Raw genomic sequence first — 14,198 nt, forward strand, 5'->3', positions numbered from 1 at the left:
TTACATAAAATACGATATATGAAAGAAAGTTATTTGATTTTATTGTTGATTATTTTGTTTATAAACCTCCAGAGAAACGGTGAAGATTCCAATGACTTGCCTTTAGACAAAGGTAAAATAACATTTAACTTACATACTCCAGTTGCATTCCTTACCAAGGCAGTGGATGTCGGTGACGAGGAGGCACTAATGACAAAATAGCCTTTTATCAATTTAGCAAAGAAGGTAAGTATGAACAAAGGTATGTCTTAAATTATGCAGCTGCTTCTGTAGGTGTAAACGATGATACAAGGTCATATACTGTAGAATTAGCTTCTTCGACTGGAGGAGAAAAGAGATTTATTATTGTGGAGAGTGAGGATGAGAACAACTTCCCTAATATGAGTGCAACAAATACAATCGAAGAACTGCTAAATAGTAAGACTGTTGCGGAGAGTGGTAAGTTGAATCCTCCATTTGTTATGTCCAATGTCAAAACAGATGGTAAGGAGTATGTAACAGTTGCTGATGTAGAATCTTCCGATAATCAGATTGATGTAAAACTTAAAAGACGTGTAGCCAGATTTGATTTGCTGAATGATCCGGCAGAATTGGGATTAGTGATTGATAAGGTATATATTAAGAATAGATACACTCAAGGATTCATTGGTGATATAAGTGGTAATGCAGGCAATATATCTTCTGATGTTCTGGAAATACCGGCAGCTGATTTAGCTAATGACGGAAAGAGTTTCTATCTTTATCCGACTCAGTTGACTTCAACTCTTGAGCAGAATGAAAAAACAGTTGTATGGGCTACCACTAAACTTGCTAATACCAATACGGAAGGGCCGACTCTTTATCTGAATCTTACTGCTGATATCAATGTGGAGGCCAACTATCTCTATCAGCTTAATACGAAAAAGATAGCCGGTTCTACAGGCTTTGATATCTCAGTAGAAGAATGGAAAGACGGAACTTCAATTGATTGGGTGACGATTGAAGACGGAATCTCTGTAATGGATGACAAGGCTACTGTCATTGCTGGTACAGATATTAAAGGGACTTATGTAAAGATTGCAGCTGACGCTACAATGCCATATACTATAAAACGTGTCGTTACAGATTATAGCTCAGCAGCATTGGACGCTGCGTATGACGGAAGCTTACCTAAATGGCTTACCATTTCTTCATCTACTAAAGATGCAGGTAGCGGTCTTTATCGTCATGAGATTATTTACACGGTGACTGCACATCCTGAGAAGACAAGTCAGTTTGCTATCACACATCTTAACGGAGCCGTTTCAGATGAGAACTTGTTGGTAATCGGGTTTGCTGATCCGTATCCAGGCACTCCGCTTCCTTGTCTATCGTGGGAAGAGAAGCTCTATTCGCCAGTGCACTGTCGTCAGTCCACCTATCTTGTCCATAATACAGTAGATAAGGCTTATTTCTGTGGAACTGAAGGATATACGTTTAATACTCCTATGAAAGGTAAAACGGGTAATGAGGGGGCGAAGAATCTTTGTCCCGAGGGTTGGACAGCATTGAATGATGCAGAGGCAAAAGATTATATTTTGTGGGTAGGACAGCATCTTAAATCACAAGTGGCAGAGGCTTTATATACTTACTGTTGGTTCGATAAAGACGATGAGGCTACTAATTTGCGTATATTGGGGGGATACCCATACGATAGAGCTACTCCCAATGTGAAAGACTTAGCTTGTTATGGTACGTGGCCGAACGTAGCTTGGGTGAACATCAAACTGCCAGGTCTTACTATAGCGGGACAGACATTTAACGATGAATGGACAGTGAAGAAGGATTACGGAATCCCCTACAGATGTATTCGTGATAAGGCCGGTTGGGAATAACTGTATGGATTCTTGAAAGGATATATATTCAATGATTAAATTTGTAAGACAATGCTAAAGAATACTCTATTTGTGATTCTTCTAATGATTTCCAGCCTATTCACGGCTTGTGCTGAAGGATATGTAAGTGATGTGCAGAAGGGGGATGACACAAAAGAAATACGTTTCAGTCTGAATATGGAGGGAGGGCTAACGATGTCCTCCACCAGGGCTTCTGTGTCTTTGGACAGAATGAAGTGGAAGATATTCTGTTTTGACGATCAATATAATTATCTGTTTGACAAAACAGGAAGTATAGGGGATGCAGCAAATGAAATAAAGGTTTCTGTAACTAAAGGCGTCGTTTATCGATTCCTGTTTTTGTGCACCACAGTCAATAACATATTCCCGGATTTGACTTCTGGTAAGACTTATTGGGATTTAGAAGCGTATACTTCTCTATTGCCGTTAGCTGATCCGATGGAGATGCTTGTCAGTAGAGGTAATGAAAAAGATGGTACACTTCGTGTAGCTGCTGCGTCTGCATCGGTGCAGGTTACTCTTGCTCCGCGTGCATCCAAGATTGTTTTGCAAAAGGATGCGCAAACTGTTTCGGATATTACGGTGAATTCCGTGACTTTTGCAGATGCCGCTTCTTCTGTTCCTTATGTTCATATCGAACCACAGTTTTACAGTGAATATGAGAATCTTCCGGTAGTAACTCGAAAAACCTATCAGTGTGTGCCCCAAGAGGATGTATGCTATATGCTTCCGGATATGTGCGCCGGAACTTTTGGAGTGAATGCTACGCTGCATATCACTCATCCGATTTCTGGAGAACAGGACGTACGGGTAACGGTACCGGTGGGACTTGCGCTTAATGTAGGCAGTGGAAAGACTTACTATATTAAAATGTCTGCTGATGCAAAAGGAAAAGTTGCTGCTACTTGGGCAACACGTGTAGCACCTAAAACGCTGAAACTTGCTACGCAAAACTTATGGGGTAAATCGACTTCCGTTGTGTTGGATTACTTCAATAGAATTGATGTGGATGTGCTTTGCGCGCAGGAATGTAGTAATCTCTCCGAATCTGATATACAAGCACAGGGGCTTTACGTTCATACTCACTCCAACAATGGACAAGGAAAATGTAGCATTATATCGCGCTATCCTTTCTCGGGGATTACACCAAACAAGTATGGTGCTTATATCGACTTGGGTGAAGGCATTGTTGTGTTGGTGATGAACTGTCACGGTGCTTACTTCCCTTACGGTCCTTATCAGTTGAATGGTATCGAGTATAAAGATTTTCCTGCTACGGACGATGTCGATTATGTAGTAAAAGTCAACAAAGAAGCTCGTCAGGGCATGGTGGACAAACTGCTGGAAGACTTCCATTCGTCTACTACTCCTTTTGTTTGTCTTTCGGGGGACTTCAACGAACCGTCATGGCTTGATTGGACGGAAGGTGCCTTGTCAGCAGGCCTTGCTCCTTACGTTGTCCAGTGGCCTACCACCCGTTCCCTGTGGGAAGGCGGTATAAAAGGTGATGCCTACCGGACGATACATCCGGATCCAGTGACGCATCCGGGATTCACGTGGACACCGCGTCCGAGCAAGAAGGACACCAAAGACCGATTAGATTTGACTCTTTATACTTTATCTCCCAACACGGAAGTGAAAAGTTGTCAGGTAATAGGAGAGAACACGGAAATGTCGGATATCGTTCTTCCTAATTGGGGACCGTTTGAAAATGTATTCGATCACCGGGGATTACGGACAGAATTTGTCTTTACGAAATGACGGAACGGTGTACCGGAATTAGTGAGTCTCCAGACTGTTAATTATTGAGGTCTCGGGTATTAATACCTGTCGTGTAAGGTATTAATATCCGAGAATTCAGCTATTAATAGCTAACATGCCAACTATTTGTAATGGATAAACCAATGATTAACTAATGTCTTTCTGTCTGTTGCTAGATAACCTTCAAATAGGCAATATATGGCAGTTTGGGACTCAAATTTCATTTATTGACTTGTTTTTAGCATGCCGGACAGCTAGAAAACACTATTTTTGTCCTCATCCGTTTTAGACTTTTAAGATTATATAAACCAATAAATTGTAACATACGAATATGCACAACATTGCTAAAACCTTTTTACCGATTTTATTATTATTTTTTGCTGCAGTAGTGACAGCACAGAATGGGAAGAACAATGTCGGAAATACGCAACGTATCTGGCTTGATTCTGAAATTGGTCATCAGGGCGACTACCAGTGGAAAATGATAAAAGCTGGAGATGCAACAGATCCCGGAGAAAAGATTTCGTTATCCAATTATACAACTGCAAATTGGATGCCGGCCATCGTTCCCGGAACAGTTTTGAATTCTTTGGTGTATAACCAAAAATACCCGGAGCCTTATTATGGAATCAATAATAAGATTGAATCTAAATTGATACCGGATATTTCTGAAACCGGACGTGACTTTTACACCTATTGGTTTCGGACAGATTTTACAGTACCGCAGTCATTCAAGGGAAAGACTGTCTGGTTACAGTTGGATGGTATCAACTACCGGGCAGAAGTATGGGTGAATGGTAACTTGTTGAGCACAATGAATGGTATGTTTATTCAGGACTATATTGATGTTACGGATTTTGTGAAAATCGGAGGAAAAAACGGACTGGCTATAAAGGTCTATCCGGTAGATGTTCCTGGAAGTGCGAAGCCGAAATCCTGGGGAGCAGCCGGGGAATTCCATAACGGTGGAAACGGTAACATTGGTTTGAATACTACCATGTTGATGACAGTAGGTTGGGACTTTACCTTTATGGACGGTATCCGTGACCGTAATACAGGTATATGGAAAAATATTTCCCTCTATGCTACAGGCAGAGTAGCATTACGCCATCCTTTCGTTAAATCTGAATTGAGAAAACCTGATTATGATCAGGCTCGTGAGACTGTATCGGTTGAGATTATCAATCCATCGACCAGTAACCGGGTAATCAGTTGCAAGGTGAAGGGTGAAATTGTGGGTGAAAATATCACTTTCGAAAAGACCTTCCGACTGATGCGTGGAGAAGAAAAAACAGCAACCTTCTCCCCCGAAGAATTCCCGCAACTGGTTATTAACTCTCCAAAACTGTGGTGGCCAGTCAATAAAGGACCACAAAACTTATATGACCTGAAGCTGACAGTATCCGTTGATGGTAAAGAATGTGATTCTGTAAAGACAAGATTCGGTATTCGTGAAATTGTCTCGGATAGAAAAACTCCGGATAAATCACGTGTCTTTTATGTGAACGGCAAACGATTATTTATTCGTGGTACCAACTGGATACCGGAAGCCATGTTGAGAACTTCAGATGAACGTACTTATGCTGAATTGCGGTACTCCCGCCAGTCCGGTGTCAACCTTTTAAGAATGTGGGGAGGCGGTATTGCAGAATCTGATTATTTCTTCCAATTGTGTGATGAATTGGGACTGTTGGTATGGCAAGAATTCTGGATGACCGGTGACACTCGTCATCCGCATGACAAGGCTCTCTATATGAGTAACGTGGAATCTACCGTAAAACGTATTCGTAATCATCCTTCTTTGGCTTATTATGTTGCTTCTAATGAGAGTACAGAAGTTACCGGTACTCCTGAATTACTGAATAAACTGGATGGTACACGTGGATTCCAGATGCAGTCCGAATGTGAAGGAGTGCATGATGGCAGTCCTTACAAACAGGTAAATCCGATGCAGCATTATGAAAATACGGCCTCTCCCAGAGGAAGCCGTGTAGACGGATTTAATCCGGAATACGGTGCACCTACTCTTCCGACTGTGGAAATCCTCCGGGAAATGATGGATGAAAAAGACCTTTGGCCTATTAATAAGGAAGTATGGGATTATCTGGATGGAAATGGTTTCCATCTGATGAGTACTATGTATACAGACTTGGTGAATAACTACGGAAAATCATCATCGATTGATGAGTTTGCACAGAAAGGGCAATTGTTGGGAGCTATTAATTCGAAGAGTATCTGGGAAGTATGGAACTACAATAAGCTGGATTATGGTGATCGTTTCTGTTCCGGACTTTTGTTTTGGTATCATAACTGCTCTATGCCTCAAGTGGCTTCCCGTATGTGGGACTGGTCTCTGGAACCGACAGCGTCCCTTTATCATACTGCCAACTCTTTAGAACCATTACATGCACAGTTTGACTATCTTAAGAATACAGTGTCTGTAGTGAATGATTATTATCGTGAATTTAAGAATTATAAAGTGATAGCACAGGTTTACGATATTAACAGTAAGAAAGTATTTGAAGAATCAGCAGTGGTTAATCTACCCTCGGATGGAGTGGTAAACGATGCGTTGACTATTCGTTTCCCGGAAAATATATCTCAAGTTCACTTTATTAAACTGATTCTGAAAGATGAAAATGGAAAAGATGTTTCTTCCAATTTCTATTGGCGCTCCAATGACAAATATGAAGGAAGCAAGACTTTGACCGGTCCGGCTGCTTCAGGTTTTGAAGATTTGAGTAAACTGAAGCAGGCAAAAGTGAAACTTACCTATAAAGTAAGAGAAGATGATAACAATTACTTTGTAGATATTACTTTGAGAAATACCTCCGGGCAGATTGCTTTCTTTAATCAGTTGCAATTCCTGAATTCAAAGATGAGTCCGATACGTCCGTCGTTCTATACAGACAATTTCTTCTCCCTGATGCCGGGTGAAAAGAAAACGGTAACCATTGAGACTGCAAAAGGAAAACTGAAAGACGGCGCTGTATTGGCACTGAAAGGTTGGAATATAAATAAGCAAGAATATAAACTAAAGTAATAAGAGTAAGGTTGTGAATTGGTTCTACATTCTTTATATCAGGAGTGTAGAATCAATTACGTGATAAAAAACATTTTTAACTATAAAAGAGAACTAAGATGAAACTGAAACTTATCATTGGCATAGTTGGTATATTATCTGCATGTGGATTTACCAATGCGCCTTCTTTAGATACTAATCAGGATAAACAGGATAATAATTGGGTGATCGGGCCATTCTTGCGTCCTGAAGGAGTTAATCCTGTCATATCACCGCAGCCTACAGAGTTTTATTGTCCGATGCGTAAGCAGCAAGTTAAGTGGGAGGAAAGTGACACTTTTAACCCTGCTGCTACTGTAAAAGATGGAAAGATTGTCGTGCTTTATCGTGCAGAAGATAATTCGGCCCAAGGTATAGGTAAAAGAACCTCACGTGTTGGTTATGCTGAAAGCAAGGATGGGATTGAGATGAAAAGGCTTGATAATCCTGTTCTTTTTCCTGCTGAAGATAATTTTAAAGATCAAGATTGGCCGGGTGGTTGTGAAGATCCTCGTGTGGCTATGACCGAAGACGGACTGTATGTGATGCTCTACACAGCATGGAATCGGAAAAAAGCACGCCTTGCAGTAGCTACTTCCCGAGACCTGAAGAACTGGACAAAACACGGGCTTGCCTTTGATAAAGCCTATAATGGTCGATTTAATAACCTTTTCTGTAAATCGGGGTCTATTTTAACAAAATTGAAAGGAAATCAATTGGTCATAGACAAAGTTAATGGCAAGTATTTCATGTATTGGGGAGAACATGCTATATATGCTGCTACTTCTGATAACCTGATTGACTGGTATCCGGTTTTGGATGAGAAGAATGAACTGATGAAAATCATACAACCTCGTAAAGGACATTTTGATAGTTTGTTGACAGAATGTGGCCCTCCGGCTATTCGTACTAAGCATGGCATTGTTCTCGTGTATAATGGTAAGAATAGCGGTAAAACTGGAGATGCTAACTATCCTGGCAATGCTTATTGTGCCGGACAGCTTTTATTGGATGGTAACGATCCCTATAAAGTATTAGACCGTTTGGATAAGCCTTTCTTTGCTCCCGAAGCTCCTTTTGAGAAGAGCGGACAGTACAAGGACGGAACAGTATTTATCGAGGGACTTGTTTATCACAAGAAGAAACTATACCTCTATTATGGTTGTGCGGATTCACAGGTGGCGGTAGCGGTATGTGATGATGTGAAGAAATTGAAAACAAAATAGTAGATTATAAGACGATGAGAATAAGGCTGAATACATATCTTGCTTGTGTAATTGTTTTTCTGTGTGCTTCTACAGAATGCATTTATCCACAAAAACTAAAATGGAATTTTGGTTTATCTCGTAAACAGAGTTCCGAAGTGATACCTCATTCAAAACATTCATTTCAGACAGCTAAGCCTAAAAAAAAAGTGGTAGAGCCCGGAGAATTGAGTCCGCTTTCCGATTGGGAGTACCAACTCTCCAAAGGCTGGGAAATGATAGAAGGATATAAAGCTAGAGCAGCTGAAAAATCGGTATTTGCACAAGATTTAGGTACAAGCGAATGGTATTCGGCAACAGTTCCCGGTACAGTATTAACTACGTTGGTGGATCAGGGCGTATACCCTGATCCCTATTGGGGGCTTAACAATTTATTGATTCCTGATACGCTTTGCCGGATGGACTGGTGGTATCGCAATTCTTTTAGTATTCCTCGTAGTAAGAAGGGAGAAAAAGTGAAGTTGATTCTGAATGGAATCAATTATAAAGCGGAGATCTGGTTCAATCATCAACTATTAGGAACAATGGTTGGTGCTTTTGAGAGAGGTATTTTTGATATAACTCCTTGGGTGGATTATGATAAGAAGAACCTGTTGGCCATTCGTATTCTTCCACCTAACAATCCCGGTATTCCTCACGAAGCAAATAAGAAAGAAGGAATCGGCCCCAATGGTGGAGCATTGTGCTTAGACGGTCCTACTTTTATCTCTTCAGAAGGCTGGGATTGGATTCCCGGCATACGCGACCGAAACATGGGTATTTGGCAGGATGTCAGAGTCAAATTTGGAAATGAACTGGAAATTGTTGATACGCATGTGATTGCGGATCTGCCTTTGCCTGACACTACATCTGTCAATTTTATCGTTCAGACGGAGATTTATAATTCTTCTAAAACGACTTGTACTGCCAATTTACATTTTAATATAGGAGGTGTGTCTGCTGTTTATCCGGTTTCTTTGAATGCAAATGAAAAAAGGATGATTAAACTTACTCCTCACGAATGTAAGGAACTGCGAATGAAGAATCCACGTCTATGGTGGCCGAATGGATATGGAGAACAATATTTATATGAAGCATCTTTGAGCCTGATATCACCTAATAAAGATACTCTTGATGTCAAAAAAATGCGTATTGGTATTCGTGAGTTGGAATATGAATTGTCTGCGTATGAGGATAACGCTCCTGTGGTGCGGTTGAACTATAATCCAACTGCTGCTTTGCAGGATGGAAAACCCGTTTTTGATGCTGTGAAACGTAAAAAAACGGATAGTAAGGTTCGCTATACGAATTATGATGGAGAGTTTGTCCCAAATTTATTGAAACCGGTTTCTTCACAGGGAATAGAGTTGATAAAGGATTCACTGATGAAAGAATACATGGTTATAAAGGTGAACGGACAACGGATTTATTGCAAAGGAGGTAACTGGGGGATGGATGATGGTATGAAGCGTGTTTCCCGGGAACGACTGGAACCTGCCTTGAAGTTGCATAAGAATATGAATTATAATATGATTCGTAACTGGACGGGTGAGAGTACGGAAGAAGTCTTTTATGAGCTTTGCGATGAATACGGAATGTTAGTGATGAATGATTTTTGGCTTTCAACAGACGGATTTAATCTTAATCCATTAGATAACTGCCTGTTCATAAAGAATGTGACTGAAACGGTACGTCGTTTCCGTAATCACCCTTCCATCGCTTTATGGTGTGCACGTAATGAGGGTTTTGCTCCGAATGAACTTGAGTACATGTTGGCCGCTACTTTAGCTAAAGAAGATGGCAGCAGGCATTATACAGGAAATTCCCGTTCATTGAATAGTTCAGGAAGCGGACCTTGGCGTTATCAGTTTGATGCAGGCTGGTACTACCGTTCTTTAGCTGGAGGATTTCGTTCGGAAGTGGGTACTCCTTCTCTGCCTACGGCTGAAACTGTTCGTGAGTTTATGGCGGAAGAGGATACATGGCCCATTAGTGATGTTTGGTATTACCATGACTGGCATAATCATAGATATGGTAGTAAGACTTTTAGTGAGCTTTATAAGGAAGGGATGGATCGTAAACTAGGACCTTCTGATAACTTGGATGATTTCTGCAAGAAAGCACAATTGATTAATTACGAAAGCCATCGGGCCATTTTTGAAGCATGGAACAGCAAGATGTGGAATGATGCTTCCGGGGTATTATTGTGGATGAGCCATCCTGCATGGCCCAGTATGGTTTGGCAGAACTACAGTTCGAATGGGGAAACAGCTGGTGCTTATTATGGCACGCAAAAAGCATGTCGTCCTCTTCATATTCAGATGAGTCTTAATAGTCAACATAAAGTGGATATTATTAATACTACACTGAAAGAATATCGAGATTTGAAGGTAGGAGTTACTGTTTATGATAAAGTAGGCAAAAAAATACGTTCTTTACAACATAAGGTAGGACAAGTGACAGCCAATGCGCTGACTTCTGTAACACAGTTGGATGATATAAAAAGACTTCCTGATTTCTGCTGGGTAAAGTTGGTGTTGACAACTAATAACGGAAAGTTGCTGGATGATAATGTTTATTGGCTCAATCAGAAGGAATGGGACGGAAAGGTCTTGGCTAATTTACCAGTTTCTTCGGTAAATGTTTTGGTGAAGAACTTCACGAAAAAGACTAATCATTATGAAGGCAGGCTTATTGTGAAAAATCCGGGACAATACCTGGCCGCTGCAATAGCATTGACATTAAGGGATGCAAAAACTGATGCGGCTGTTCGTCCGGCTTATTTTGATGATGGATACTTTTATCTGATGCCGGGAGAATCTAAAGAAGTTTGTTTTCAGGTAGATTGTAAGGAAGGAGTTGATAAACTGCTTTTGCGGGTAGATGGATATATTGTTGAATAGATAAAGAAAAATATTATGAGTAAGAAATTCTTGATTTTGTTATTTTTGATTCCTTTTCAATTGATGTTTGCTCAGAAAAGTTTACTGAAGGACTTTCCTGAAGGATATACCCCAGAAGAGATAGGCAAACGAATAGCATATCGCTTTTTAACAGAAAAACACGCGCTTCATGTTGGTAAATGGATTGGCTATCCGGAAACCTTCTATTGGAGTGGCGCCTTGCGATATGCTGATGGAGCGAAAGACAAGGAGCTTATTCAACGTTTACAAGAAAAGTTTGATTTCTTGTTTACCGAAGAGAAGATTTTACAACCTATTATGAATCATGTTGATTTGAATATGTTCGGTAGTCTTCCTCTCGAATTCTATTTGGTGACGAAGGATCTGAAATATCGTTATTTAGGTTTGCCTTATGCCGATTCGCAGTGGGAGCTTCCGAAAAATGTGAAACCGCATGAAAAGGAATGGGCGGAAAAAGGTTATTCTTGGCAAACACGTTTATGGATTGATGATATGTATATGATTACCATTGTACAGACACGTGCCTATAAAGTAACGAAGGATAAGAAATATATTGACCGTGCTGCTAAGGAGATGGTGATGTACTTGGATGAGTTACAACGTCCGAATGGCCTTTTCTATCATGCCCCGGATGTGCCTTATTATTGGGGGCGTGGAAATGGCTGGATGGCTGCCGGTATGGCGGAGTTGCTTCAGTGCCTGCCTAAAAAACATAAAGATCGTGCACGCATTATGGAAGGCTATCTCAAAATGATGGAGAGCCTTAAAAAGTATCAGAATCCGGAAGGACTTTGGAATCAATTGATTGACAAGTCTGATTGTTGGACTGAAACTTCTGGTTCAGCAATGTTCACTTTTGCCTTTATTAAGGGGGTTCAAAATGGATGGTTAGATGCAGAAGCTTATGCTCCGGCTACCCGAAAGGCGTGGATGGCTTTAGTGCCATATCTCAATGAAAAAAATCAGGTGGGCAATGTCTGTGTAGGAACGAATAAAAAGAATAGCAAACAGTACTATTATGACCGTCCGCGTCGCACTGGTGATTTTCATGGACAGGGACCTTATTTGTGGTGTGCTGCTGCCCTTATGGAAAAATAATCGTTTCTGTATGGAGCTCTAGTTGAGGCTTTGGAGGGAATTTTTGCCAAATTGGATAATTTTTTTTATTTATAGCCCAATTTGTTTTATTCAATGTGGAGGATGTTCTTTAACTTTGCCTTAACAATTTAGTACAAATAGAATCAGGCGGGCTGATTCACATTAATGTTTTATATGAGTTTGAAATATTTACTTTGTGGGATGGCTTTTGTAGCATGTGCTACTATTGCTAGAGCTTTTAATAATGTGCCGGAATCGATTTCTGCATCTATTTTCTTGAAAGTTCCAGGGAATGACGCGAAGCGTTATCCATTGACTTTTCAGAAGTCTCAAAATAATAACGGCACTTATTATTTGGAGAATTCGGAAAAGATGCCGTTGACTGTGTCTCAAAACATAGTAGATGGTGATGATGGGTTACGTATTAGTGTGTCTATTACCGCATTGGAAGATATTTACTTTAATTACAGTCAGCAGGTGGCAACAGATTTCCGTCATAACGATTGCCTATTCTATATGCCGGGGTTCTGGTATCGGCGTAATCTGCGTTCGCCCAAGGAAGCCCCTTCATTTCATACTTCAGACAGTTGGATTGTAAGTGAAGACAGGTTAAGCGCACCTCTCACCGGGATTTTCTGTGAGAAGAAACAACGTTTTATGACTGTCAACAGACTGGATAAATTTGTAAATAGCACGTTGGCTACCCATCGTGAAGGTGAGATTATTCTCTCGGATAAAACGTCTTTGGGATATACCGGATTTGAAAATAAGGACGGGGTTGCTACTCTTTCTTTCGGTTTTCCTTATCGGGAGGCTCCTAAAAGTTATATCCGTAAATTGACATTAGCTCCGGCTGTAACGGCTTATCAGCATCTTAAAAAAGGAGAGACGATTTTGTTGACTTGGCAAATTACTGAAGGTGAAGCTAAGGATTACTCTGATTTTGTGCGCCATACTTGGGAATATTGTTATGATACATATTTGCCTAAACCTGTAGATACTCCCTATTCAATTGAATATATGAAGCAGACTCTTAGCCAATTTTTTGTAAGTAGTTTTGTAGATAAATATCCGTTGGTATATAATTCGGGTATACATCTTAGAACAGATGCGTGTACAAGTAATGGGCAGGCGGAAGTCGGTTTTATAGGGCGTGTTCTTCTGAATGCATTCAATGCCTGGGAATATGGTTGGGAATGTAACCGGGAAGATTTGAAGGCTAACAGTGCCAAAATATTCGACAGTTATTTGAAGAATGGTTTCACGGAAGCAGGCTTTCTCAAGGAATCGGTAAATTATGACAAGAACTTTGAGGATCCTGTTCATAGTATCCGTCGTCAATCGGAAGGACTTTATGCAATTTTTCATTTCCTGGCTTATGAAAAAGAAAAAGGTCGTAAGCATCCGGAATGGGAACAGCGATTGAAAAACATGTTGAACATGTTTCTGCAATTGCAAAATGCTGATGGTAGTTTTCCACGAAAGTTCCGTGATGACTTCTCGATTGTAGATAAAAGCGGAGGAAGTACTCCTTCGGCTACATTACCTTTAGTCATGGGATATAAATACTTTAAGGATAAACGTTACTTGGATAGTGCTAAGCGGACTGCGGATTATTTGGAAAAAGAACTGATTTCTAAGGCCGATTATTTCTCGTCTACTCTTGATGCGAATTGCGAAGATAAAGAAGCGTCACTTTATGCTGCAACTGCTACCTATTATCTTTCATTAGTTACTAAAGGGGAGGAACATAAGCATTATGCTGATCTGACGAAGCAAGCCGCTTATTTTGCATTATCGTGGTATTATTTGTGGGATGTTCCTTTTGCTCCCGGACAGATGCTGGGTGATATTGGTTTGAAAACACGTGGCTGGGGAAATGTTTCGGTAGAAAATAATCATATTGATGTGTTTGTATTTGAATTTGCCGATGTACTTCGTTGGTTATCGAACGAATATAAAGAATCCCGTTTCTCGAACTTCGCAGAAGTGATTTCAACCTCTATGCGGCAGTTATTGCCTTATGAAGGACACATGTGTGGCATTGCCAAAGTGGGTTACTATCCGGAAGTTGTTCAACATACCAGTTGGGATTACGGGAAGAATGGCAAAGGATATTATAATGACATTTTCGCACCCGGATGGACTGTTGCTTCTTTATGGGAATTATTTACTCCTGGGCGTGCCGAGATTTTTATGGAAAGGTAATATAATAAATTAATTAATTAATTAATTA

Annotated in this window: 8 protein-coding genes; all 8 read left to right on the plus strand. The window is 40.4% G+C overall.

All coding sequences use genetic code 11. The features are described from left to right. The first annotated feature begins 18 nt into the window (after positions 1 to 18). The 8 genes from DWZ47_RS30870 to DWZ47_RS02145 all read left to right on the plus strand — a co-directional run bounded on the left by DWZ47_RS30870 (position 19) and on the right by DWZ47_RS02145 (position 14,170). Complete coding sequence (locus tag DWZ47_RS30870) at positions 19 to 201, plus strand: hypothetical protein (RefSeq protein WP_233524991.1); 183 nt, start codon at positions 19 to 21, stop codon at positions 199 to 201. 179 nt (positions 202 to 380) lie between these two features. Next, positions 381 to 1,853, plus strand: coding sequence for a hypothetical protein (locus tag DWZ47_RS02115; protein ID WP_233524992.1), 1,473 nt, complete (start codon positions 381 to 383; stop codon positions 1,851 to 1,853). Positions 1,854 to 1,904: 51 nt separating this feature from the next. Further along, a complete protein-coding gene (locus DWZ47_RS02120) occupies positions 1,905 to 3,635 on the plus strand; it encodes an endonuclease/exonuclease/phosphatase family protein (RefSeq protein ID WP_117512190.1) in 1,731 nt (576 codons plus the stop codon). Between the two features lie 331 nt (positions 3,636 to 3,966). Further along, positions 3,967 to 6,678 carry a glycoside hydrolase family 2 protein gene (locus DWZ47_RS02125; protein ID WP_117512191.1) on the plus strand — a complete coding sequence of 904 codons (2,712 nt, stop codon included), beginning with the start codon at positions 3,967 to 3,969 and terminating at the stop codon, positions 6,676 to 6,678. Positions 6,679 to 6,776: 98 nt separating this feature from the next. Continuing rightward, entirely contained in the window at positions 6,777 to 7,922 is a 1,146-nt protein-coding gene (locus DWZ47_RS02130) for a glycoside hydrolase family 130 protein (RefSeq protein ID WP_117512192.1), read from the plus strand. Positions 7,923 to 7,936: 14 nt separating this feature from the next. Beyond that, on the plus strand, positions 7,937 to 10,843 hold the full coding sequence (locus DWZ47_RS02135) for a glycoside hydrolase family 2 protein (RefSeq protein WP_117512193.1): 2,907 nt from the start codon (positions 7,937 to 7,939) through the stop codon (positions 10,841 to 10,843). A gap of 15 nt (positions 10,844 to 10,858) precedes the next feature. After that, complete coding sequence (locus DWZ47_RS02140) at positions 10,859 to 11,962, plus strand: glycoside hydrolase family 105 protein (RefSeq protein ID WP_117512194.1); 1,104 nt, start codon at positions 10,859 to 10,861, stop codon at positions 11,960 to 11,962. A 174-nt stretch (positions 11,963 to 12,136) separates the two neighbouring features. Next, positions 12,137 to 14,170 (plus strand): hypothetical protein, encoded by a 2,034-nt coding sequence (locus DWZ47_RS02145; RefSeq protein ID WP_004323899.1) that lies wholly within the window; start codon positions 12,137 to 12,139, stop codon positions 14,168 to 14,170. The last annotated feature ends 28 nt before the right edge of the window (positions 14,171 to 14,198 follow it).

It is taken from the genome of Bacteroides sp. AF32-8BH (assembly GCF_003435205.1).
GTDB lineage: Bacteria > Bacteroidota > Bacteroidia > Bacteroidales > Bacteroidaceae > Bacteroides > Bacteroides ovatus.

Bases quoted from the DNA above. Each gene is read 5' to 3' on its own strand.
- DWZ47_RS30870 (WP_233524991.1), top strand. From the start codon at position 19: ATGAAAGAAAGTTATTTGATTTTATTGTTGATTATTTTGTTTATAAAC.
- DWZ47_RS02115 (WP_233524992.1), top strand. From the start codon at position 381: ATGAGTGCAACAAATACAATCGAAGAACTGCTAAATAGTAAGACTGTT.
- DWZ47_RS02120 (WP_117512190.1), top strand. From the start codon at position 1,905: ATGCTAAAGAATACTCTATTTGTGATTCTTCTAATGATTTCCAGCCTA.
- DWZ47_RS02125 (WP_117512191.1), top strand. From the start codon at position 3,967: ATGCACAACATTGCTAAAACCTTTTTACCGATTTTATTATTATTTTTT.
- DWZ47_RS02130 (WP_117512192.1), top strand. From the start codon at position 6,777: ATGAAACTGAAACTTATCATTGGCATAGTTGGTATATTATCTGCATGT.
- DWZ47_RS02135 (WP_117512193.1), top strand. From the start codon at position 7,937: ATGAGAATAAGGCTGAATACATATCTTGCTTGTGTAATTGTTTTTCTG.
- DWZ47_RS02140 (WP_117512194.1), top strand. From the start codon at position 10,859: ATGAGTAAGAAATTCTTGATTTTGTTATTTTTGATTCCTTTTCAATTG.
- DWZ47_RS02145 (WP_004323899.1), top strand. From the start codon at position 12,137: ATGAGTTTGAAATATTTACTTTGTGGGATGGCTTTTGTAGCATGTGCT.